Annotated in this window: 21 protein-coding genes and 1 tRNA gene; 10 read left to right on the top strand and 12 right to left on the bottom strand. The window is 42.5% G+C overall.

All coding sequences use genetic code 11. From position 1 onward, the window contains the following. Window positions 1-14 precede the first annotated feature (14 nt). The 3 genes from ACFQ21_RS29155 to ACFQ21_RS29145 are packed head-to-tail and all read right to left on the bottom strand — an operon-like array spanning window position 15 to window position 5,177. The gene (locus ACFQ21_RS29155; protein WP_377586121.1) at window positions 15-3,476 is read right to left on the bottom strand and encodes a TonB-dependent receptor; all 3,462 of its coding nucleotides are present in this window, start codon (window positions 3,474-3,476) and stop codon (window positions 15-17) included. A gap of 27 nt (window positions 3,477-3,503) precedes the next feature. Next, a complete protein-coding gene (locus ACFQ21_RS29150) occupies window positions 3,504-4,514 on the bottom strand; it encodes a FecR family protein (RefSeq protein WP_377586119.1) in 1,011 nt (336 codons plus the stop codon). 60 nt (window positions 4,515-4,574) lie between these two features. Further along, window positions 4,575-5,177, bottom strand: a complete 603-nt coding sequence (locus ACFQ21_RS29145; RefSeq protein ID WP_377586117.1) for an RNA polymerase sigma-70 factor — start codon at window positions 5,175-5,177, stop codon at window positions 4,575-4,577. 491 nt (window positions 5,178-5,668) lie between these two features. On the opposite strand from ACFQ21_RS29145, the gene ACFQ21_RS29140 reads away from it, so the two are divergent. Next, window positions 5,669-6,058, top strand: coding sequence for a hypothetical protein (locus ACFQ21_RS29140; RefSeq protein ID WP_377586115.1), 390 nt, complete (start codon window positions 5,669-5,671; stop codon window positions 6,056-6,058). Window positions 6,059-6,167: 109 nt separating this feature from the next. Here the strand turns inward: ACFQ21_RS29140 and ACFQ21_RS29135 are convergent, their stop codons facing one another. From ACFQ21_RS29135 to ACFQ21_RS29125, 3 genes are all read right to left on the bottom strand, one after another. Then, window positions 6,168-7,061 (bottom strand): NAD(P)H-binding protein, encoded by an 894-nt coding sequence (locus tag ACFQ21_RS29135; RefSeq protein ID WP_377586113.1) that lies wholly within the window; start codon window positions 7,059-7,061, stop codon window positions 6,168-6,170. A 48-nt stretch (window positions 7,062-7,109) separates the two neighbouring features. Continuing rightward, complete coding sequence (locus tag ACFQ21_RS29130; RefSeq protein WP_377586111.1) at window positions 7,110-7,538, bottom strand: MarR family winged helix-turn-helix transcriptional regulator; 429 nt, start codon at window positions 7,536-7,538, stop codon at window positions 7,110-7,112. Window positions 7,539-7,606: 68 nt separating this feature from the next. Next, window positions 7,607-7,975, bottom strand: coding sequence for a winged helix-turn-helix transcriptional regulator (locus tag ACFQ21_RS29125; protein ID WP_377586109.1), 369 nt, complete (start codon window positions 7,973-7,975; stop codon window positions 7,607-7,609). Between the two features lie 101 nt (window positions 7,976-8,076). Between ACFQ21_RS29125 and ACFQ21_RS29120 the strand changes: the two genes are divergently transcribed. Next, window positions 8,077-8,829, top strand: coding sequence for an SDR family NAD(P)-dependent oxidoreductase (locus tag ACFQ21_RS29120; protein ID WP_377586107.1), 753 nt, complete (start codon window positions 8,077-8,079; stop codon window positions 8,827-8,829). Window positions 8,830-8,974: 145 nt separating this feature from the next. Next, window positions 8,975-9,370 carry a DoxX family protein gene (locus tag ACFQ21_RS29115; RefSeq protein WP_377586105.1) on the top strand — a complete coding sequence of 132 codons (396 nt, stop codon included), beginning with the start codon at window positions 8,975-8,977 and terminating at the stop codon, window positions 9,368-9,370. Between the two features lie 72 nt (window positions 9,371-9,442). Here the strand turns inward: ACFQ21_RS29115 and ACFQ21_RS29110 are convergent, their stop codons facing one another. Both ACFQ21_RS29110 and ACFQ21_RS29105 read right to left on the bottom strand, forming a co-directional pair. Continuing rightward, entirely contained in the window at window positions 9,443-9,766 is a 324-nt protein-coding gene (locus tag ACFQ21_RS29110) for a cupin domain-containing protein (RefSeq protein ID WP_377586103.1), read from the bottom strand. 34 nt (window positions 9,767-9,800) lie between these two features. Beyond that, on the bottom strand, window positions 9,801-10,247 hold the full coding sequence (locus tag ACFQ21_RS29105) for a hypothetical protein (protein ID WP_377586101.1): 447 nt from the start codon (window positions 10,245-10,247) through the stop codon (window positions 9,801-9,803). Window positions 10,248-10,633: 386 nt separating this feature from the next. Here ACFQ21_RS29105 and ACFQ21_RS29100 point away from each other — a divergent pair, with 386 nt between their 5' ends. The 3 genes from ACFQ21_RS29100 (at window position 10,634) to ACFQ21_RS29090 (ending at window position 13,228) form a co-directional block, all read left to right on the top strand. Beyond that, window positions 10,634-11,233 carry an FMN-dependent NADH-azoreductase gene (locus tag ACFQ21_RS29100; RefSeq protein WP_377586099.1) on the top strand — a complete coding sequence of 200 codons (600 nt, stop codon included), beginning with the start codon at window positions 10,634-10,636 and terminating at the stop codon, window positions 11,231-11,233. Window positions 11,234-11,290: 57 nt separating this feature from the next. Further along, on the top strand, window positions 11,291-12,241 hold the full coding sequence (locus tag ACFQ21_RS29095) for an NAD(P)-dependent alcohol dehydrogenase (RefSeq protein WP_377586097.1): 951 nt from the start codon (window positions 11,291-11,293) through the stop codon (window positions 12,239-12,241). 63 nt (window positions 12,242-12,304) lie between these two features. Beyond that, window positions 12,305-13,228, top strand: coding sequence for a helix-turn-helix domain-containing protein (locus ACFQ21_RS29090; protein ID WP_377586095.1), 924 nt, complete (start codon window positions 12,305-12,307; stop codon window positions 13,226-13,228). Window positions 13,229-13,557: 329 nt separating this feature from the next. Here ACFQ21_RS29090 and ACFQ21_RS29085 read toward each other — a convergent pair whose 3' ends face one another. Then, window positions 13,558-15,078, bottom strand: coding sequence for an IPT/TIG domain-containing protein (locus ACFQ21_RS29085; RefSeq protein WP_377586093.1), 1,521 nt, complete (start codon window positions 15,076-15,078; stop codon window positions 13,558-13,560). A gap of 41 nt (window positions 15,079-15,119) precedes the next feature. Next, on the bottom strand, window positions 15,120-16,688 hold the full coding sequence (locus ACFQ21_RS29080) for an IPT/TIG domain-containing protein (protein WP_377586091.1): 1,569 nt from the start codon (window positions 16,686-16,688) through the stop codon (window positions 15,120-15,122). A gap of 501 nt (window positions 16,689-17,189) precedes the next feature. Here ACFQ21_RS29080 and ACFQ21_RS29075 point away from each other — a divergent pair. Continuing rightward, window positions 17,190-17,561: a hypothetical protein gene (locus tag ACFQ21_RS29075; protein WP_377586089.1), complete on the top strand. Its 372-nt coding sequence runs from the start codon at window positions 17,190-17,192 to the stop codon at window positions 17,559-17,561. A 747-nt stretch (window positions 17,562-18,308) separates the two neighbouring features. On the opposite strand, the gene ACFQ21_RS29070 is transcribed toward ACFQ21_RS29075, so the two are convergent. Further along, window positions 18,309-18,380: transfer RNA gene (locus tag ACFQ21_RS29070), tRNA-Arg, on the bottom strand. Between the two features lie 58 nt (window positions 18,381-18,438). Beyond that, window positions 18,439-19,638 carry a GTPase HflX gene (gene hflX, locus ACFQ21_RS29065; protein WP_377586087.1) on the bottom strand — a complete coding sequence of 400 codons (1,200 nt, stop codon included), beginning with the start codon at window positions 19,636-19,638 and terminating at the stop codon, window positions 18,439-18,441. 184 nt (window positions 19,639-19,822) lie between these two features. Here hflX and ACFQ21_RS29060 point away from each other — a divergent pair, with 184 nt between their 5' ends. The 3 genes from ACFQ21_RS29060 (at window position 19,823) to ACFQ21_RS29050 (ending at window position 22,296) form a co-directional block, all read left to right on the top strand. Beyond that, on the top strand, window positions 19,823-20,935 hold the full coding sequence (locus tag ACFQ21_RS29060; protein ID WP_377586085.1) for a glycosyltransferase family 4 protein: 1,113 nt from the start codon (window positions 19,823-19,825) through the stop codon (window positions 20,933-20,935). A 19-nt stretch (window positions 20,936-20,954) separates the two neighbouring features. Next, on the top strand, window positions 20,955-21,506 hold the full coding sequence (gene rfbC / locus ACFQ21_RS29055) for a dTDP-4-dehydrorhamnose 3,5-epimerase (protein ID WP_377586083.1): 552 nt from the start codon (window positions 20,955-20,957) through the stop codon (window positions 21,504-21,506). A gap of 133 nt (window positions 21,507-21,639) precedes the next feature. Next, window positions 21,640-22,296 (top strand): polysaccharide biosynthesis/export family protein, encoded by a 657-nt coding sequence (locus ACFQ21_RS29050; protein WP_377586081.1) that lies wholly within the window; start codon window positions 21,640-21,642, stop codon window positions 22,294-22,296. Window positions 22,297-22,306 lie beyond the last annotated feature (10 nt).

Here is a 22,306-nt window from a genome sequence, read left to right as displayed (position 1 = left end):
TGATCGCTTATAGTTTAGAATGATAATTGAGCACCTACTGTCCATGTGCGCGCCTGCGGGTATTGCGCATAGTCCACATTCATCTGGAAATTTCCCTGCACAATACCGAGTTCAGGATCCATACCTTTATAGTTGGTAATTATAAATATATTCTGTCCCGTTACGTAAAAGCGTGCCTTGCTGATGCGAACAACATTGGTGATACTCTGCGGCAAAGTATAGCCAACCGTCACATTCTTCAACCGGAAGAATGCGCCTGACTCTACAAACATATCAGACGTTCTGTGGTTGAGGTTGTCCCGTGCAGTGGTCATCCGGGGAATAGAGTTACTTGTACCTTCACCATGCCAGCGATTTATCGTTTCAGCGTACATATTGAACGGATACGTAGGATCTATACCCTGCATGCGGTCGGCATTGTATATATCTACTTTAGCAGAACCGAGGAAGAAAAGCGTTACATCGAATCCTTTATACTCTATACCTGCATTTATACCGTACGTAATTTTAGGAGTAGGATTACCGATTATTGTTCTGTCTTCATCATCGATCACATGGTCACCATTCAGATCGAGGAAACGAACATCACCCGGTTGTATCTGACCGTTAGACCTTCGCGGGTCTTCGGTTATATTCGGATCGCTGTCGATCTCTGACTGGTTCTGATATAAACCATTTGTTTTCCAACCGTAGAATGTAGCGATAGGATGACCTTCATACGTGCGCGAAATCTCTGAACTGCTTCGTCCATATAATTGAGACGACAGGAAATTAGAGTTAAAGAGTTTTGTAACCTTGTTGGTGATATAGCTGAAATTACCCGCTATAGTATAGGTGATCGGTCCATCACTTTTGCGATAACTCAACTCCAGTTCCACACCTTTATTTTCAAGCCGTCCAACGTTTTGAAAGGGAATGGTAGCTGTTCCGATCGATCCAAGCGATGGAGGTGCAAGCAACATATCTTTGGTCTGCTTGTTAAAATAACCGAGCGTTGCTACGACTTTATTTTGAAACAATCCTGCTTCCAATCCAAACGAAGTCATAGTAGCACGCTCCCACCCTATATTTAAATTACCAATAAGACTTTGTGCCGAGCCAAGCGTCTGTTCACTGCCAAACGAATACCGGTAGCCACCGCTAATCAGCGAAAGATATTGTAGGGCTGGAATATTGGAATTGCCCAACTCGCCATAGCCTCCGGTAATTTTGAGGTTCGATACAACATTCGTCATGTTTGTAAAGAATGGTTCTTCCGAAATTCTCCATCCCAATGAAAACGCAGGAAAGTATCCCCAGCGCTTATCAGGTGCAAATCGCGATGATGCATCGGCACGAAATGTTACCGTTGCCAGATATTTATTCTTCAAGCTATAGTTTGCTCGTCCGAACGCAGATTGAAGTGCATTGTACGACCGACCTTCCGTTGCACTTGTAAGTGTACCGCCTGAATTAAGATAGCGCTGACTCGGATCTTCGCTTGGTAAATCTTTCTTCTGCGCAGACATATCTGAATAATCGAATGTTTGCTGTGAGTATCCCGCTACAATCGTTACATCATGCACACCAAATTGTTTGTTATAGTTCAGAAAATATTCCTGAAGTAATGAATAGCTCTTGTACGAACTTACTGTTCTGGAATTGTTGGTGGTGGTACGTGTCTGGTTGAGTACGCGGATATTGAATTCACGATAGTCGCCGAAGCTCGCGTCAAGTGCTACGTTCGCTTTGGCATGAAGACCTTTGAATATTTCGAAATCTCCATTTACACTTCCCAGCAGTCGCGAACGTGTTGAACGTCTGTCTTGTGTATCGATGGTAAATATAGGGTTGTTGATATCGCCGAACTGCGAACTCACCTGTGATGTACTATAGCTGCCATCGGCCAGTTTTACCGGTAATCCCGGATGAAAACGTATGGCACTCCACACCAATCCATCCTGTGCCGATAATGTATTTGGTGCTGTACCGGCCTGAGTGGTGATCTGTAAATTCTGTCCGAGTTTAAATTTACTGCTGATCTTGTGATCAGAGTTTATACGAAAGCTATAACGCTTGAAGTATGAATTCCGGATCATCCCCTGTTCGTTGTATACACCACCGGATAATGCGAACGCAGATTTTTCTCCACCGGAACTTACGGATACATCGAGGTTGTTTATCGTACCTTTTCCAAGTACCTCATCCTGCCAGTCGGTTAATTGTGTCTGGTATTGTGGATCTTCCCATATAGGATCTATAGCAAGACCATCGTTGGTATAGCGTTCGCGTTTCAGCATGGCCAGTGTCGGTGCATCGAGTACATCAATGGACTTTATACGGTTTGAGACACCGCTATATCCGTTCACGCTCATGCGCAGTGATTGTCCAAACTTGCCGCGCTTGGTTGTGACTATCACCACTCCGTTGGCAGCCCGTGTTCCATAGATAGCAGAGGCAGATGCATCTTTCAATACTTCTACCGATTCGATATCGTTGGGGTTAACATCCACAAGTGGTCCATCGGAAGGTACGCCATCAATAATGATCAACGGGTTGGCATCATTCACGGTACCAACACCGCGGATGCGTATGGCACCTGTATTGCCCGGCTCGCCACCGCTGCGCACTATATTTACCCCGGCCGTACGACCTTGCAGTGCCTGTTGTGTAGAAGATACCGGCAGGTTGGCAAAGTCTGATCCTTTTACAGAAGAGATTGAACCCGTTACATCACTTTTCTCTTGTGTACCATAGCCGACAACCACTACTTCGTTCAGGGTATTTATATCAGAAGCCATCTGAACGTTGAGCACGGTTTGACTGCCTACTGTTATTTCCTGCGTTATATACCCGATAAAGCTGAAGACAAGTACGGAAGTTTCAGATGAAACGTTGAGCGCAAATTTACCTTCAGCATCCGTAGCAACGCCATTGGAAGTTCCCTTCTCCAATACATTTACTCCGGGAAGCGGAGCGCCATCCGGACTGTCGGTAACCTGACCGGATATAGCAATGAGTTTTTTATTTACCAGTCCCGGCAAGGGTATATAATTAACATTGCTGGACGTTAGAGCCGAGCCACCACCTGACTGATAATGAAGAATAGAGGAAGGCGTTTGTGTAACGGCTACAAGTGTAATCTGCTTTTTCCGTATAGTATAGGTAACGTTGGTTCCTTCGAGTATTTTATCGAGCACCGGTTCGATTCGCTCTTCCCGAATGGATACGGTAATCGAACGGTTCAGTGATGCTAACCGACTGTGATTTACAACAAAGGTATATTCCGTTTGTCGCTCCAATTCCGTAAGTACATCCTTTAGCGGAAGGTTCGATACGGACAATTCAATCACCGTCCGCTTGCTCTTCTTTTGTGCTGCCTGACCGGCACCGGGTAAAGCCACCAGGCATAGCAGCAGAAACGCCATGCTATATACGGCACATCGTGGGTATGCAGCTATAGCCTGTTTGTTTAAAAACTGATAGAAATATTTCATAGGCTTTGATGTTTAGGGGTTGTACCGTTACTTATACATTACAACTTCACTATCATTTATACTATATTTCAGAGATGTTGCTATACCGATCAATTCCATCGCTTCTTCCAGGGTTTCTTCATGAAGCGTCATGGATAATTTCTCGTGCATGACACTGGAGGCATGTATTTTAATCGTTACGCGGTAACGTGTTTGGATTTTCTTCAGAATATCTTCGAGTGTAGCGTTTTGAAATCGGAGCGGGTCTTCTTTCCAGAGTGAGTAACTCGATGGACGCACAACTCTCCTGCTCACGGCATTCGACTGATGTTCGAATGTTACCTGGTCGCCTGGCTTCATATCAAAGGCTTCATTTTTTCCCTTCACCTGCAACACTACACGGCCTTCTTCCAGTGTAGCACATTCACTTGCATCGTTGTTGAAAGCCGTGACATTAAACTTTGTTCCCTTAACCCGTATGTTCAAGTTGTTGGTTTGAACGATGAAATCTATACCGGTTTTGGTTACATCAAAGAACGCTTCACCTTTTAGTAAAACCGTTCGGGTATCTTTTCCGAAGTGCTCATCATATTGAATCGAACTGTTTGCATTCAGCCACACTTTCGTACCATCTATAAGCGTTACCAGTTTCTTTTGATCAGCAGCCTGCTCCACTATAATAGTCTGCGACTTCACAAGATCAGGTTGTATATACCTCCATAGCGAAAAACCGGCAACGAGTACTATACTGATGGATGCTGCTATTGTATACCAGGAGAACCGGGTATATTCAGGAACGATAACGCGTGTCTTACTTTCATCGGCTGTCTCAATCTTCTCCGACAGCGACATCCATATATCCTCTATATGTTTATAGTCGCGATCGTTTTCAGAATGCGCCTGAAATTCAGCATTGATCTCATGAAACAATTTTCGGTGAGACGGGTCTTCAGCCAGCCATTGCTCCAGGGTTTGAATTTCCGCGGCAGAAGTTTCGTGACGGAGAAACCGGATAACAAGATTATATGTATCGTGCGGCAGTCGCTTGTGAGTATTCATTCGGGCTGATAGTCGTATATAACAAATACAACTCAGCCTGATTTTACCCTGACAAAAAGTTTACAGCTTTCTGGAAAATATAATGGCCAGCCACAACAGTGTATGCGGTGTAGTGCTATGCTTCTTGAGCTGGAACCTGATCTTAACCAGCGCCCGCGACATTTGAGTCTCCACAGTTTTAATAGATATATTCAGCCTGGATGCTATTTCGTGATACTTCAATCCTTCAAAGCGGCTCAGCTCAAATATTTTGCGACATTGGGTTGGAAGTTCGTCCAGTGCTATCGACAGATCGCTTTCAATATCATTGACAACCAGCGATTCGTGAGGAGAAAGTTCGTCTGATGAAGACTCATATACAACGGCCATTACCCGTGCATAATCGCTTCGCACTTTGGTGTGCTTGAGCCAATTCAGGCAACTGTGCTTCGTGCATACATATAAATAAGTCTTTATACTCTTGTTTTCATCGAGATCGCCCCGACTGTTCCAGAGCTTTAAAAAGACTTCCTGAACTATATCTTCCGCGTCTTCTTTGCTATTGATAATGACGTTGGCGTAATTACGCAGCGGGGTATATAAAAGCCTGAACAGAGCTTCCAGGCTCTTCTTGTCATTCTGCCGAATGTTCTTTACCAGCGAAAAATAGTCAGGCTCGGTCAAGATGGGTTTTGGGCTTAGTATGAGGCTATATATAGCGTATAGGCTTAGCCTTTGTACTAACTTCAGAAATAATATTGATTGAACCGAACTTTACTTCATGTTTTATTTACGAAACCGGTTTCGCTCCGAGTTTATACCTATATACATATTAAGTAAATGTGAATTATACACGATGCATTTTACTACACTATAGTTTGCATGCATACCATTTCATCATTCATGGTGGATTTTTAAACACAGTGATTTCAGTAACCTCAAAACATTATTAATGGCTGCACTATAAAATTTTGCCGCGTGTCCGTAGTTATACGGATATTCCAGCAAGTATTCATGCTCATTCATAATTTTCTATGGCGGATATCTTTGTAACAGATTAAAGTCAAGCCGTTATACTTATGACCGATGCGAATTCAATACAGAGCGATTACGTGCTGATTATATTCATCACTCTAGGCTGTATCGTGCTGATATACAAATTGGTGCTGAATATTATGAGGAAGCGGAAGCGGAGAACCCGGGAACGCATTTACTTTATTCTGCTAACGAGAAGCCTGAATGAAATTGCCTTCTTTTTTAAAATCGATCAGCACGAAAATAAATTACCAACTTACCGGCTGCTGTTAAAAACACACGCCATTATCCGAAAGTATATCCGGGATATGGCTGCCGAGTTTGGTGATGAGACCGGGCTTGTCAAAGACTTGGCAGATTTGTACGAAGAAATAGAGCGGCATCTCTTCGATCCCGACATCGCGCACATGCTGTATGACACGGAAGAGTCAAAAATGGGTGAAACTGGCAAGAGCAAGATCTCTACTATACAGGCCACCTTCCATAAGTGCCTCTCCAAGTATGACAAGATATTCACTGCCGAAGGGTAGCTGGTTACAAACCCTGCAGGATATAGCTAAAGCATTTATGCCGGAACAAAAAATGCGGAGCTGACAGGCACTCCGCATTCATAAAATAAGTACACCATCCCGCTATATTTTATGCAGCACCATATATAGCGGCAAATACTTTTGCGAAATCATTAAGCTTTACTTTTCCAAGTTTCCCGGTACGGTTCTTCCAATAGTCTTCTGCCATTTTACCGGAGTGTAACGCAACCCCCATCTCAACATAATTCTCCGCTACTTCCTTTGATAGTCCGGCTTGCAACATACCTTGTAATGCCTGATCATCCGGGAATTTTACCCACGCCAGGTCTGGTTTACCAATGGCACTGCCAATCGCTTTGGCAATTGCATCGGTAGAGACTTCATCACTCACCACATATCGTACGCTGTGCCCGGTAAATTTCAACGATGTGAGTTCTTCAAACGCAGCAGCACTGATATCCTGCGGATCTACAATCGGAAACTTGTTATTATCGATCGCAAAATTACCCCCCATAATTCCGGCTTGCTTGACCAGACCAACATTAGACAACAGGTTATGATAAAAGTACGATGGACGCAGGTGAAGTATATTTACGCCTTCGAGTTTGTTCAACGCATTCTCTGCTAAATATAGTCCGCTAACCGGCCCTACGCCATCCGGTAAATGTGCCCCGATGCTGCTCAGGTTAACCACATATTTCACACTTGACCCTTTTATAGCAGTCGCAAAGTTTTCACCAATCTTTCCGATATGCTTTTTCCATTGAGGTGCGTCCCATTTGGGAGGTATCATAGTATATACCGCATCGGCATCTTTAAATGTCCTGGTAAGAAAATCTACATCTTCTACCGAACCAATCGCTGCCGTTGCACCTGCCTGCGTCAGTTCTTTGAGGTTGTCTGCATTTCTTCCTACTACAGTAACACGTTTACCGGCCGCCAGTAGATTTTTAACCAAGGGTGCCGAGATATTACCCGCCCCTCCTGTAATTACATAATTCATACTATTTATAGGTTATGTTTGTATATACAAATATCATTGCAAAAAAAATCAACCCTTCAGTTTATCAGCAACATTTACCATTTGAAGAGCGAGTCGTGTGCTTTCGTTCTCGCCCAGGATCTTCACATAGTTGGCGAAAAATTCCTGCTGGCAGGCATGCAGCTTCGGCAGCAGGTTGCTTCCTTTCGTTGTCGGGTAAACGTTAGTCATCTTACCTTCCATGGTGCGATGCACAAGCTTTTTACTTTCAAGTTTCAAGATGAGTCGCGTTACCGTGCTGGGTGTTAAGTGTAGATAAGTCGCGATCTGCGTGGGCTGTATACCCGGCTGATCAATTACCAGCATCAATAAATAGGCATGACTGGGTGTAAGATCAACCTTACTCCAGCTCTCCTGGGCCAGCTTCTCCGTTTTCCGCGCCAGAGCATTGGCCGAAAAATAAAGACACTTACGATACTCGTTCTCCAACTTTTTCAAATCGATACAAAGGTAATAAACTTTATATTTGTACATACAAGTATGATCATAAAAAGATTCTGGTACATCTATACCAAAGCCTTCTCTGCCAACTTCCGATGTTTGTTACCCCAGTCACTCAATTGTTTAAAGATAGGGGCTAACTCGAGCGCCATCGCTGTAAGTTCATACTCCACCCGCGGTGGCACTTCAGCGAACACCGTTCGCTTCACCAGCCCATCCTGTTCCAGTGCCCGCAACTGTAGCGTTAGCATGCGCTCAGTAATTAGCGAAAACTCTTTCTTCAACTCACTGAACCTGAACTTTCGTTCTTCCAATTTACTTAGCAATTGCAATTTCCACCGACCTTCAATTTTTTGAATAACATAGGTGAGATCACATTCAACAATACATTTCTCGTTTCGGGTGTAGGTGGAGTCTTGTTTGCGGGTTGCCATTACTTACATGTTTTATAGTACCATACAATTAATTCTACAACGTATAAAATCAAAAGTGGTGCGTTACTCTTGCATAGAAATTTTAAAGCAAGCAAAAAATTATGGATCTGTATTTAAAAGGAAAAACTGCTATTGTAAGCGGTGCAAGCCAGGGATTCGGCCGGGCGATTGCTAAAGAATCGGCGATAGAGGGTGTAAAAGTTTTTGCCACCGCGAGAAACGAAGATCTGCTGGACAGTCTCAAAGATGAAATTATAGCGGCCGGTGGTGTTGAGCCCGTTACTTTCGTCCAAAATTTTGTCGCACCTGACGGACCTCAAAAGATTGCCACAGCAGCGCTCGCAGCACTGGGTACTATAGATATACTCATTAACAACGCGGGCCGCAGCCGACCCCTGGACGTTATTGGAGCTGAAGATGAATGGGATGCCGCGATGACGCTCGACTTCGGTAGGCATCGACAACTAACACAACAACTTTTGCCACAATTCATAGAACGTAAGCAGGGTTCAATTTTAAATATCACTAGTACATACGAATTGCGTTCGATCAATGCTTCGGCCGTTGCCAAAGCAAGTATAGCGGCATGGTCCAAGCAACTTGCTTCACAACTTGGTCAATATGGTATTCGTGTTAATTGTCTGCAGCCCGGACTTATCGATACTGCGAACATTCGTCCGTTCTTTCCCGGGGATGAGCGCAGGAAGTTTGCCGAGCGTGAAATTCCATTAGGTGACTTCGGTGAACCGCAGGACATAGCTAACATGGCAATGTTCCTGGTATCGCCACGTGCCCGGTATATTACGGGTAGTGTAGCCGTTGTGGATGGAGGCATGCGTCATTATGCGTTTTAATTACAGTATGGCATGAAAACCATGGTGAGTCCACACGATGGTTGCCTGACCGGCCATTCAATTTGTCCACTTCGCCTATAATTCACTGAGATTACTGCGCGAGTACTTGCAGTTTTGAGCATCATTAAACTCAAAACAACAAATCATGAACCTGAAAACAACAAAAGTAATTTACTGGACAGGCGCTATATTAACTTCATTATGGTTTGGAGCCAGTGGTTTCTTTGAACTTACTACAAATCCTATTGTATGGGGCATCACACAACAGTTAGGATACCCGTCACATTTCATCTATATACTTGGTGTCGCTAAAGTGTCAGGCGTAGTTGTCTTATTGACTCCCAATAAACTTCTGCGTTTAAAAGAATGGGTATTTGCCGGTATATTCTTCGATATCATTTTTGCCTTCGCCTCCAAACTCGCGGTACTTGGTATAGGTGCAACAACGGATGCTATTGTTGCTTCTGCAATGGTAGCCGTGACCTACGCTATGTTTAGACGATTATACCCTGCTTACTATTCCGAAGTTATGGCAGGATAACTAGAATATATAGGCTCCTGTGCAAGCATGAAAAAGGCGATCTGTAGAGTCGCTTTTTTCATAAACACATATTTACAAATAATCTTGTCGAATTGGTGTAAACACATCTACCACCTGACCTGCCTCAATAATTTCGATTGAATGTTCAATGTCAGCCGGAATAGAATAGGTATCACCTTCCGATAATAAAAATTCTTCCCCGTTAAATTTCAATTTGTATTTACCTGAAATAACATAGCCACTCTGCTCATTCGGGTGCTTATGGAAAGGAACAAAATCGGTTGTCTTATATAGCATCTTTGTAACCATTGAATCCTTACCTATAGAGAGGACCACAAAATCAACCCCTAAAAATTGTCTGGCAACTGCATTTTCCTTCTTGACTACGTTTTTCATAATCTCATAATTTGTTAAGTATTTAATTACGTAACTAGTTACACAAATATACAGAGTTGCTTACAAAAAACCCCAGCTGACATAAACATTTTGTTGGCGGTAGTTGCATTGGTACAAAGTCTGGGTATGGTGAACCTAACAGGATTGCATGAACATTTTTTTGAACGGCTTTTAGCCCAGCAACAGCAAATATATCCTCTGATTCAATAATAGCCACACGCGAAACGAGACGGTTCAGTTCATTGATATTCGTGACTATTTGATTTTGTGTTTCTCTCGATAAAACCTTTAGGTCCTGCTGATTGATCAAAATCAACTTTGAATTTAGTTCTTTAACAGCACCCATAACAACGGACATGACTTTATTGATTTGCTCTGATTTAATGAAGCCCTTTAACGTTATCGAGAGTATTCGATCTTCACGAATCAGAATGGATGCATAGGGTTCTGCAAGTAATGATTGCCTGTTAAGAGTTGCCATAATATTCAGTTATCTAATGACAAAGATTTGCAACGGCTATTAGAGAAATGTATCTAAATCTGAGATTGTTGTAGCCAAATTATAGTGCAACACTTTTGCTCCGGCCTTTTCGAGCTTCTGGCTACCGCTACATTAACAAATGCAACAAACTGCTTCCTCCCCGGATATGTATCGTAATGTCTGCCTAGATATTATATACTAAAGTTCTTTCTGAATTCTGTTGTATTGATACTCATATATATACTCCTCCTTTTTTACAGTTCATCAACAATCTATGCATATCAAAGTGGTTCGCAAGGCCCAATTTTCGATTTTGACTACAAGGAAAGTTAATACGACTACATCTGTGTTTTTGCTGCGTCAGAGCTTTACGGAAAAATAAGAAAATGAAAATACTTCAAATCAACTCGAGCTTAAAGACAGAGCACTCTTATAGCTCCAAGCTTTCAAATGCCATCATTGAAAAACTAAGAGAAAAAGAGCCCTCTTTAACATTAGTTACAAGAAACCTAACAAATTCTCCGTTGCCGTACTTTTCAGAAAATCATTTTAAAGCATTCAGCAATAGCGATGATATAGATCCTGTAGAGAAGGAAGAAACCGTGAAGCTATCAGACCAACTTATCAGCGAATTGATAGATGCCGATATCATTGTTATTGGTGTACCTACATACAATCTCACCATTCCTTCGGTGTTAAAGTCCTGGATAGATTTTATAGTTCGTGCGGGCAAAACATTCAGATATACAGCAGATGGCGCTAACGGTTTGATCGGCAATAAAAAGGTATATCTAGCCATATCTAGCGGTGGTGTATTTTCCGAAGGCCCCAGGAAGATGTTCAATTTTACAGAGCCATACTTAAAAGCTGTGTTAGGATTTATTGGATTAACTGATGTTGAAGCAGTAAGGGTTGAAGGATTAGCTATACCGGGAATAAAGGAAACTGCACTCGAAAAAGCAGTTCAAAACATAGTTATCCAATAACGGTGCGCCTCAGATTTGGACTCAACAAAAATGAATTGACATACTAAAACTTATAAAATGAAAGCAAGAAGAATACAATTCAATAAATATGGTGATGCTTCTGAAATGTACATGGGTGAATACGAATTACCGCAGTTAAAACCTGATGACGTATTAATAAAAGTAGTTGCAGCGGCGGTCAATCCATTGGATTGGAAGCAGAGACAAGGTGCTATGAAACTCTTTATGAACAGGCAATTCCCCAAAGGTATCGGTTCAGATTTCGCAGGCATTGTCCAAGCGGTTGGAAGAAATGTATCGAATGTTCAGAAGGGCGATAAGGTATTCGGCACAATGGATGTTAAACACCCAGGAGCATTTGCAGAAGCCCTCGTTACAAAATCCCGATACGTGGTAAAAAAAACTTCACAAGTGTCCTTCGAAGAAGCCGCATGTCTCCCAATTGCAGCTACTACGGCATGGGCTGCTCTACTTGGTAAAAAACCGGTATCGAGTCATTCACAGGTATTGATCAACGGTTGCACTGGTGCAGTTGGTTTAACGGCGGTTCAATTGGCTATAGCGAAGGGTGCGAAAGTAGCAGGCACTTGCAGTCAGACATCGATGCATCGGGCCAAGCTGCTGGGCGTTGACCCTGTCTTTAACTATAATGACGAGGGATATCAGAAGAAAGCTGAACCAGTTGACTTAATTTTCGACACAGCAGGAACAATGAATATAGGTCATGCGCTGTCAATGCTTAAGCCAAGGGGAAAGTTTATAGACATTAACCCCACAGCCGGGAGGATAATTCGTGGCGTGCTATCAGGTCGATATAAAATTGTTTTTGCAACGATGGGTACTAAACATCTTCCAGAAATCGCTAAGCTGGCTGCTCATGGATTGTTAAAACCTGAAATTGGTTTACGTGTCAGTTTTTCAAATGCGGTTGAAACAATCAGGGCTATCGAGAATGGTCAGCGAATTGCAGGTAAAGTTGTATTCACTTTTTCCGGAGAAAGCATGTGATGTTCTGCTAGACATGGTCGGGTATGCACGAGAAATAAACTGCAGCAATATTATCTTAGTAAAATGAGTAGTACAAATCCACTCAAAGTGAAATCGATAATGGAGTTTCATAGGCTATTGGGATTACCACAGCCTGAGCATCCGTTAATCAGCCTCGTAGATTTTTCGAACATCAAATCAAAGAGCATCCCGAACAGTATTGTCTTTGGATGCTATTCCATCTCTATTAAGAGAAATATGCTTGGTAAGATGATTTATGGTCAGCAAACATATGATTTCGATGAAGGTGTAATGTTTTTTATTGCTCCAAATCAGCTTTTGAGAATTGAAAAACAAGAAGATGCAGACTCCGGCCCTGCCGGATGGATATTATTTATTCATCCGGATTTTTTCTGGAACACACCGTTGGCTAAAAATATAAAGCAATATGAATACTTCAGCTACGCAGCTAATGAAGCGCTGTTTTTGTCGGAGAAAGAAGAAAACATTATAAATAATATCATTCAAAACATTCAGCAAGAATATCATTCGAACATTGACAAGTTTAGTCAGAGTATTATCATTTCTCAAATAGAAGCGCTGCTCAACTATGCAGATCGTTTCTATCAGCGCCAGTTTATAACCCGGAAGAAAAACAATCATCAAATACTTGGCCGTTTAGAAAGATACCTCGATGAATATTTCAATGGTGATAATATTATAGCGAAAGGACTACCAACTGTTCAACACCTTGCTGAAGTGCTAAATGTTTCCCCAAGTTACTTAAGTGGACTTCTAAAAGTTTTAACAGGTCAAAATACACAACAACATATACACAACAAACTCATAGAAAAAGCTAAAGAGAAACTTTCTACTACAGACCTTTCTGTAGGCGAAATTGCTTTTGAATTGGGCTTTGAGCATTCACAATCATTCAGTAAACTATTCAAAACAAAAACCAAGCTTTCGCCCTTGAAGTTTAGGCAGTCGTTTAGGAGATTACATTAGCTAACGCGTTGCTGCTATATAGCCAGGCTAGTTACTGGTATATATACCTTCCTAATAATTATTGCTTCGTATTTAAGTTATATTCATACAAGGTTCGAACATTCTCGATTAGTCAAATTAAGGAGACCTTGAAATTGTAAGCATTTCGAAGATACAGTGAACTGAACAGGATCACTTCGAACCAAAAAAAGCCTGAAATCTTACAATCTCAGGCTTTTTTAGTTGAATGTAGACTGGAGGGTCGGTATTTCGAACCTTTTCCTTCAGGATTTAATCAAAATCAAGTTTTTTAGGACTAAAGCAAAAAGATCTAAACTAACTACGTGAAGTTATTGAATCGCAATTTTACGGATGCGCCGGTTGATTTCATCTACTACGTAAATATTCCCAGATGCATCAATGACCACACCTGCAGGACCATTAAATTTAGCATCTGTAGCTGCGCCGTCTGCAAAGCCGGCCACACTTCCTGCCAACGTAGTCACTACACCATCCGCTATCTTGCTAATACGATTGCTTGAATTATCGCTTATATACACGTTTCCTTCAGCATCTACCGCTACGCTCATAAGACCGCTAAACGTAGCACCATTACCCAGCGTACTCACCACACCTTCTGAAGTAATTTTGCGAACGCGATGGTTGAAACGGTCTGCGACATATATATTACCTGCACCATCTACAGCTACATCCGTAGGCCCATAAAATTGAGCGGCTGTGCCGGTGCCATCGACAAAGCCGAGTGTACCGCTTCCCGCAAGTGTAGTTACCTCACCACCTGCTGTAATCTTACGGATGCAATGGTTACGATGATCCGCCACATATACATTACCAGAGGCATCCACGACTACGCCTTCCGGACCACTAAACTTAGCAGCTGTTCCTGTGCCATTAACAAACCCCGCTGTACTCCCTGCCAATGTACTCACCACACCACTGGTTGTTATTTTACGGATGCGATTATTCCCATAGTCCGCTACATATACATTGCCCGAAGCATCTACAGCTACATCAAATGGCGTACTGAACTCGGCGTTGGTACCGGTGCCATCAGCAGAGCCGGCAGTGCCGCTTCCTGCCAACGTACTAACTTCACCACTGAACGTAATCTTGCGAATGCGATTATTTTTTGTATCAGCCACATATAAATTGCCTGCAGCATCGACTGCTATACCTATAGGATCATTAAACTGAGCGGCTGTGCCAACACCATCAACAAAACCGGCTGAGCCGCTTCCCGCTAATGTGCTTACCATCATCTGTGGTACATATACGAAATCATCTGATGAGGTAGCGGTCTTAATGTCTACCTGAACAGTTATTTTGCCAGTTGTTGCTTCTACAGGTACTGCTACCATCAGCGTTGTGGTAGTGGCTGCCGTTACGTTTGCCGCCTTGCCATTAAACTTGACAATGTTTTCACCTATAACAGTACTGAAGTTTGTACCGGTAATTGTTATGATTGTTCCGGAAGTTCCTTTAGTAGGTGAAAAACCGGATATGGTTGGTATCGTCAGTGCAGTGAAATCATTAACCGAAGTGGCCGTATGTGTGCCAACTTCTACCGTTATTTTGCCAGTAGTTGCACCTGCAGGTGCAGTTACTGTAAGTGTTGTAGTAGTGGCGGCCGTGACGTTAGCTCTGGTACCATTGAACTTGACAATATTTTCACTTGTGACGATGCTGAAATTCGCCCCGCTGATCGTTACGGTTGTTCCTGCAATTCCTTCCGTTGGCGAAAAGTCGGTTATGGATGGAGATGCTGTTGTTGAGTCATCATCGTTGCATGAATTAAATACGAGTGAAATCGCTATCAGCAACACAGCCGTAGCAGGTATAAAAATTCTCATTAAGGTTTTGATTAAGGTATCGAAAGAAGAAGTAAACGGATTTATTGAATCGTAATCTTGCGGATGCGATGGCCAAGTCTATCTGACACATATAAATTGCCAGAGACATCTATACCTACACCGAAGGGACCTTCAAACTGGGCAGTAATGCCTGTTCCATCGACAAAGCCTTGCGTACCACTTCCTGCCAGTGTGCTAACCTCACCACTTGGCGTAATCTTTCGGATGCGTTGGTTATTATAATCTGCTACATACAAGTTGCCTTCGGTATCCCGTGCTATGCCAAGGGGATAGTCAAATTTGGCAGCTATACCGATGCCATCGGCAAAACCTTTTGAGCTTCCTGCCAGCGTAGTCACTACACCGCCAGAAGTAACCTTGCGGATTCGATGGTTGCCATAGTCGACCACATATAAATTGCCTGCGGGGTCTACAGTTATACCTTGAGGCTGAGTAAATCGAGCGGCCGTTCCTACACCATCAACATAGCCGAAGGTTCCTGCCGCTCCATCTCCTGCCAGCGTACTCACTACACCATCGGGTGTAATCTTGCGAATACAATTATTCTCTCTATCACACACATAAACATTGCCTGCAGCGTCCACTGTCAGCCCACTAGGGCTAGAAAATTTCGCGGCTGTGCCCGTGCCATCGGCTAACCCCGACGTACCATCACCCGCAAGCGTACTAACCACGCCATTGGGAGTAATCTTGCGAATGCGATTATTCGTAACATCCCCTACGTATACATTACCGGACGCATCTACAGCAATACCAGTCGGGTTACGAAATTGTGCCGTAGCACCTATACCATCAGCAAAGCCTGCGGTACCGCTTCCTGCCAGCGTACTAACCGCTCCACCCGTTGTAATTTTGCGAATACGTTGGTTTACCCCATCTGCCACATACACATTACCATTGGCATCCAACGCCACCCCATAAGGACGATCAAATTGAGCGGCCGTACCAGTACCATCGGCAAAACCCGCTATACCGCTTCCGGCCAGCGTGCTTACCGTTACCAGCGGTTTGTATACAAAATCATCCAGTGAGGTGGTTTTCTGTGTGCCTACTTGCACCGTAATCTTTCCTGTAGTTCCTGAAGGTGCAGTTACCGTAAGTGTTGTAGCGGTAGTTCCAGTAACGCTTGCTGCCTCGCCATTGAACATGACTATATTTTCACTGATAACAGTGCTGAAGTTTGTGCCAGTAATCGTTACGGTTGTCCCTTCACTTCCCTCCATAGGAGTAAAACCAGTTATAGCTGGCACCGCGAGTACTTTAAAATCGCCAGACGAAGTGGTCGTTTGTAAGTTAACTTCGACAGTTATTTTGCCTGTGGTCGCCCCGGCAGGGACCGTTACAGTAAGCGTTGTAGTCGAGGCTGCCGTCACGTTTGCAGTCGTGCCATTAAACTTGACAATGTTTTCACTTGCGATTGTGCTAAAGTTTGTGCCGTTGATCGTCACAGTTGTTCCTTCGATTCCTTCCGTTGGAGAAAAGTCAGTTATGGATGGTGAAGCTGTTCCGGAATCATCATCGTTACATGAATTAAATACGAGTAAAACTGCCATCAGCAATACGGCCTTGGCATACACAACAATTTTCATTAAGATATTGATTAAGGGTTCAAGGGTGAGGATTCAGATTTTGACCCCCTAAAATTACAGCAAAAATTAACCTACATATATATAACTCTAATGAATTTATATATTTACCTATATAAATGGCATTAAAAACAACATAGTATACCACATATTGATGTATCAAAAATTTATTGCCATATTAAAAAACATCCCTTCACTTTATTCATGAGACTTGACACTTTAATCGGCACAAACAATTTTAAACAACTGCCCTCAAGTTATATATACACCTTACAGACTAACCATATTCAATTAAGATATATACTTAATGCTATTAAAATGAAAATAATACTGATAGCGATTGAGACATCGAGAATAATTCAACAATTCAACGGATTCTATAAAATATGAGACCTATATACCAAATGATTTTTGAACCTAATGGAGACAATTCATTTGGATTTATATTCAGTGAGGAGTCTGAGGACTTCAATCAACCAGTCTTTGTTATACCAACTCGCCAGAATGACAACCGGTGGTCGGACAAATTATTATTTACCAGGGGAGATCGGTGGCGAATACATGGAATTTAAAATGACGCTGAAGAATGATCTCATCGTGATGAATGATGACAGACTTAAACACACTATAAGATTCGGATTCGGGTATGACTACCTCCGCTATAGAATACATCCGATGGACAGACATTTCCTACTTCGAGAGAATGAATTCAAATACCTTGGAAAAAGAAAAGACTTTGTGCTTCCCTTCGACAGATTTATTCCACTTTATCCTCTCGATCTATTGATAATGGATTTTTGCTACAAAGAATTTCAAGCTTGTTTTGTGGGACTGACACCTGTGTTTGGACAACGGAAACAAAGTGAACAACAATAAAACTACCGCCAACAAAATGTTTGCGGCAAGCAGTTGATGACAATGAGATTTACAGCGATTTTAATTTTGGTTTTAACCAGTTCATGTTCATCGAACCATGACAACGATTTACTCATTGGAGACTTGACCTTTGACATTTGGAGAATGAGTAGTTTTTACAATTTGCCAGATAGTTTAAAGGGAAGAATTGAATTGGGGATGGACACTACCAACACTGACTTTAATCATAAGGGTGAAGACAAGTCTTTCATAGACATTTTCAATAAACTAAAAAAGGATCATCTTCTTTATAAACCGTCTGTTGACATAAGACCAACGAGGGATTCGATAATTACATTGTATCTTGACTCCGCAGACTATGATCGAATTAAAATATACAAACGGGCAGACCTGATTGCTAGCAAAAAAAGAGTTCTTATTTCAGGACGAACAAAAAAAAAATTGGTCAAATCGGACAGGTTATTTTTCTTTATTGCACCAATCTAATTGATGTAAAATTGAGGGACGGAGAAACTTACCCACGTGGAAGGAGTAAATTCAAAATTGAGGACTATGACTAGTGTTGGACAAACTGCCAGCCGCTGAAAGTTCAACGAATCAAAGATTCGTCCAAGCGCACTACCACTACACACAAATATATAATCCACTGACTTATAGCCGCGTCTGCTTGAAGCAGAGGTTCGATCATCCCGTTAGGTTCAACAAAAAAGCCCTCGAATTTCAATGATTTGAAGGCTTTTTTGCATGTAGTCCCGACAGGAATCGAACCTGCATCAAAAGTTTAGGAAACTCCTATTCTATCCATTGAACTACGGGACCAGTTATGTTGAAGTTCAAATAAAAACGGGGCGCAAATATAAAAAATAGTAGCTCTGTTTTAAGTTGTTTCGGTTGGCCAGGGAGAGAATTCGTAGCCATCCTTCATAAAGTTGGGATAGATCTGCAGATGTCTTTCTTTAACCTTCTCAAAAATAAGTTGCTTCAGCGCGTTAATATTCTCGTTAGCCAGTGCCGATACAAATATCACTTCAGCAAAACCATGCTGACGGTAATAGCCCCGTGTTTCTTCAAGATTTACATCCGGGTGCTTCTCGCGAAACAAATCTATTTTATTCAATACCAGTACCGTAGGTATATTTGCAGCTCCAATTTCCTCCAGCGTTTTCATCACCACTTCAATCTGGTTATCGTGAAAGGGATGTGCAAGATCTACAACATGCAACAGTAAATCTGCTTCGCGCACTTCATCGAGTGTTGATTTAAAAGATTCGATCAAGTGATGTGGAAGCTTCCGTATAAATCCAACCGTATCGGAGAGCAGGAAAGGTATATTTCCAAAAACTACTTTTCGCACAGTAGAATCTACGGTAGCAAAAAGTTTATTCTCCGCCAGCACGCCTGAACCTGAAAGTAAATTCATCAGGGTTGATTTACCTACGTTGGTATATCCAACCAATGCAATACGAACTACGCTGCTGCGGGCCTTGCGCTGTGTAGCTCGCTGTTTCTCGATTTTCTCAAGCTTCTCCTTCAGTGTTGTAATCTGAAAGCGGATATTTCTGCGGTCGGTTTCTATTTCTTTTTCACCGGCACCACCACGCGTCCCTGTCCCGCCACGCTGGCGTTCCAGGTGAGTCCACATGCGGGTTAGTCGGGGCAACAGATATTGATTGCGCGCCAGCTCAACTTGTGTGCGAGCCTGTGCAGTTTGTGCGCGCCATAAAAAGATGTCAAGGATCAGCAAGCTTCGATCGTAAATCCGGGTCTTGAAATCTTCCTGTTCTTTTGGATTCAGCTCTCTTTCCAGATTTCGTAGCTGCGAAGGAGTTAAATCGTCATCAAATATTACATTACCGATCTTATTGGAATGAACGTACGCTTTTAGCTCCCCAATTTTTCCTTTTCCCAGAAATGTGCGGGGGTCCGGATGCGGAAGATTCTGAACAAAACGCTCTTCTGTCTTAATACCAATAGTTTCCGCCAGGAAGGCCAATTCATCGAGGTGTTCATCGGTTTCTTCCTGTGTGCGTGTGCTACTCAATGCCACTAATACTGCTGTGTTCAAACTCTCTTTCATAGGTCGTTAACGGGGAATTAACAGGAGGCGAACATACGTGATAAAAACTTATGCACCCTACCGCCCGTGGTTACTTTTTTCTATATTTGGTGAATCTAAACCAGAGTTTTTACAAAGCCGTCTAGAAATTCGACCATTTGTCGGATCGTAGGAATGTGAAAGTTCTCATAACCAGAGCCAGACCATGAGAATTGCTATCGTCCTTAACACGTCCTGGAATATCTACAATTTCAGGATGAACTTCGTTCACGCCCTGCTTGAGCAAGGTTACGAAGTACACACGATTGCACCCGTAGATGAATATACCCACCTGCTTGAAGAAGCTGGATGTATCCATCATAAAGTAAAGATGGACAGTCGGGGAGCCAATCCTATTAAGGATTCTGCCTTGGTTGTTGAACTCTACTCCATCTACAAAAAGGTAAATCCTGATATCATTCTTCATTATACTATTAAGCCAAATGTATACGGCACACTTGCTGCATCATTATTGGGTATACCGGTAGTGAACAATGTTTGTGGATTGGGGACTGTCTTCCTCAAAAAAAATCTTGTCTCCGCGATCGCCATTTTTTTATACAAGATCAGCTTCCGCTTCGCTAAAAAAGTTTACTTCCAGAATCCGGATGATCTCACGTTGTTCGTGAATCGTAAACTTGTTCGCGCCAATGCTGTAGACTTGTTACCAGGGTCCGGTATAGATCTTAAAAAGTTTCAGCCTGCGAATTTCCAGCGCAACGAAAAATTTACATTCCTCCTCATATCGCGCCTCATTACCGATAAAGGAGTGATGGAATATATAGAGGCCGTACGTAAATTAAGATCATCAGGTGTTAATGCACACTTCCAGGTGTTGGGTGCTATGGATCCTGAACATAAGCGCGGAATCAAAACAGAAGTGATTCAGGACTGGATTGACAGCAAGACTATAGAATACTTAGGCACTACCGATAACGTTCAAAAATATATTCATCAAGCGGATTGTATTGTATTACCTTCCTACCGCGAGGGTACACCCCGTACCTTGCTGGAAGCTGCCAGTTCATCCAAGCCTATCATTGCTACCGATGTGCCCGGCTGTAATCATGTTGTGAAAGACAATTTTAATGGACTTCTTTGCAGATTGAAAGACGCTGATGATCTGGCGGAGAAGATGAAGATGATGGCCGGTTTCGAAAACGCCACATTAAAACTCTTCGGAGAAAATGGCAGAGCGAAAATGGAAGCCGAGTATAGTGAGTCCATTGTTATCGACAAGTACCTTCAGACCATCTGCGAGTTAAGAAAGGTTTCTTAAACTTACAGACAATATTTTCATGGAAGTAAAGCAAACCGGCATTGAAGGGCTGGTAGAGATTATTCCTTCGGTTTATCACGACAACCGGGGCTGGTTTTATGAGTTCTACAAGGAAGACACCTTCAGCAAGGCAGGTATACATTATAAATTCCTGCAGGAGAATCGTTCGTTTTCTAAAAAGGGTGTAGTCAGAGGACTGCACATGCAACTCCCCCCCTATGCACAGGCCAAGCTTGTAACAGCATTATCGGGCAAAGTACTTGATGTCGTGGTTGATCTGCGCAAGGGCTCCCAGACTTTTGCACAGGTTTATTACTGCCTGCTGGAAGCTGAAAAGTGCAATATGCTGATGGTGCCGGAAGGATTTGCCCACGGATTTGCTGCGTTGGAAGACTCGGTGTTCTTCTACAAATGCTCGAATGTATATAACAAAGAATCCGAAAATGGTATCCGCTGGAACGATCCTCAGCTCAATATTAACTGGCAGGTTGAGAACCCGAATATATCTGACAAAGATCAAGTTCTGCCAACACTCGAAGAGTTATTAAGAAATTCAGTAATTTCACGGTGATCACTTGAAATAACTTTTTTTGAAGTTGAGACTTTTACGACTTTCCTATTCCATACTGACTCTTTTTTCTGCGAGCCTCCTGATCTTATCCTGCGCTTCGTATCGGCAGAACATTATGTTCCGTGCTACGAATATGGAAGCTGTACAGACCCAGGTTCGGGCAACAGAAAAAAATTATGTTATTCAAAAAAACGACAGGCTGGAATTGGAGGTATATACCAGTAAAGGTGAGCGGCTGATAGATCCGGATCGTTATCTTTCAACCGGTAATAACGTGCAGGCGGCTACAACCCAGAAAGAAGTAAACTCTTACCTGGTTGGACAGGACGGTCTCGTAAAATTACCGATGGTAGGTTCGATCAACCTGGTAGGACTAACCATCACGCAGGCCGAAGAACTTCTGCAGAAAGAATTTACAAAGTTCTATAAAGATTCTTTTGTTATACTGAAATATACCAACAAGCGTGTAGTACTGTTGGGGGCTCCGGGTGGTCAGGTTATTCCGTTGATAAATGAGAACATGCGACTCACAGAAGTATTAGCGCTCGCCAAAGGTATTAACAACGATGCACGTGCCTCTAATATACGCGTAATGAGAGGTGACACTTTATTTATAGCCGACCTCACTACATTTGAAGGATATAAAAAGAACGATATACTGATAGAGCCTGGAGATATAGTATATGTAGAGCCGATTCGCAGACCACTGCTTGAAAGTTTACGCGACTATGGTCCTCTCTTGAGTATTATCACCAGTCTTACAACGCTCATCGTTATTATTACCCGATAATATAAATAGA

Origin of the sequence: Ohtaekwangia kribbensis (genome assembly GCF_042676245.1) — a bacterium.
Lineage (GTDB): Bacteria > Bacteroidota > Bacteroidia > Cytophagales > Cyclobacteriaceae > Ohtaekwangia > Ohtaekwangia kribbensis.
Note: the sequence above shows the minus strand (reverse complement) of the source record. Positions and strands in the feature narration are given on the sequence as shown.

Excerpts from the sequence above, each read along its gene's own strand:
- ACFQ21_RS29095 (WP_377586097.1), top strand. The coding sequence starts at position 11,291 with ATGAAAGCAAGAAGAATACAATTCAATAAATATGGTGATGCTTCTGAA.
- ACFQ21_RS29125 (WP_377586109.1), bottom strand. The coding sequence starts at position 7,975 with ATGGCAACCCGCAAACAAGACTCCACCTACACCCGAAACGAGAAATGT.
- ACFQ21_RS29120 (WP_377586107.1), top strand. The coding sequence starts at position 8,077 with ATGGATCTGTATTTAAAAGGAAAAACTGCTATTGTAAGCGGTGCAAGC.
- ACFQ21_RS29105 (WP_377586101.1), bottom strand. The coding sequence starts at position 10,247 with ATGGCAACTCTTAACAGGCAATCATTACTTGCAGAACCCTATGCATCC.
- ACFQ21_RS29150 (WP_377586119.1), bottom strand. The coding sequence starts at position 4,514 with ATGAATACTCACAAGCGACTGCCGCACGATACATATAATCTTGTTATC.
- ACFQ21_RS29100 (WP_377586099.1), top strand. The coding sequence starts at position 10,634 with ATGAAAATACTTCAAATCAACTCGAGCTTAAAGACAGAGCACTCTTAT.
- ACFQ21_RS29085 (WP_377586093.1), bottom strand. The coding sequence starts at position 15,078 with ATGAGAATTTTTATACCTGCTACGGCTGTGTTGCTGATAGCGATTTCA.
- ACFQ21_RS29060 (WP_377586085.1), top strand. The coding sequence starts at position 19,823 with ATGAGAATTGCTATCGTCCTTAACACGTCCTGGAATATCTACAATTTC.
- ACFQ21_RS29115 (WP_377586105.1), top strand. The coding sequence starts at position 8,975 with ATGAACCTGAAAACAACAAAAGTAATTTACTGGACAGGCGCTATATTA.
- ACFQ21_RS29090 (WP_377586095.1), top strand. The coding sequence starts at position 12,305 with ATGAGTAGTACAAATCCACTCAAAGTGAAATCGATAATGGAGTTTCAT.
- ACFQ21_RS29110 (WP_377586103.1), bottom strand. The coding sequence starts at position 9,766 with ATGAAAAACGTAGTCAAGAAGGAAAATGCAGTTGCCAGACAATTTTTA.
- ACFQ21_RS29050 (WP_377586081.1), top strand. The coding sequence starts at position 21,640 with ATGGAAGCTGTACAGACCCAGGTTCGGGCAACAGAAAAAAATTATGTT.
- ACFQ21_RS29135 (WP_377586113.1), bottom strand. The coding sequence starts at position 7,061 with ATGAATTATGTAATTACAGGAGGGGCGGGTAATATCTCGGCACCCTTG.
- ACFQ21_RS29155 (WP_377586121.1), bottom strand. The coding sequence starts at position 3,476 with ATGAAATATTTCTATCAGTTTTTAAACAAACAGGCTATAGCTGCATAC.
- rfbC (WP_377586083.1), top strand. The coding sequence starts at position 20,955 with ATGGAAGTAAAGCAAACCGGCATTGAAGGGCTGGTAGAGATTATTCCT.
- hflX (WP_377586087.1), bottom strand. The coding sequence starts at position 19,638 with ATGAAAGAGAGTTTGAACACAGCAGTATTAGTGGCATTGAGTAGCACA.
- ACFQ21_RS29080 (WP_377586091.1), bottom strand. The coding sequence starts at position 16,688 with ATGAAAATTGTTGTGTATGCCAAGGCCGTATTGCTGATGGCAGTTTTA.
- ACFQ21_RS29075 (WP_377586089.1), top strand. The coding sequence starts at position 17,190 with ATGACAACCGGTGGTCGGACAAATTATTATTTACCAGGGGAGATCGGT.
- ACFQ21_RS29140 (WP_377586115.1), top strand. The coding sequence starts at position 5,669 with ATGAGGAAGCGGAAGCGGAGAACCCGGGAACGCATTTACTTTATTCTG.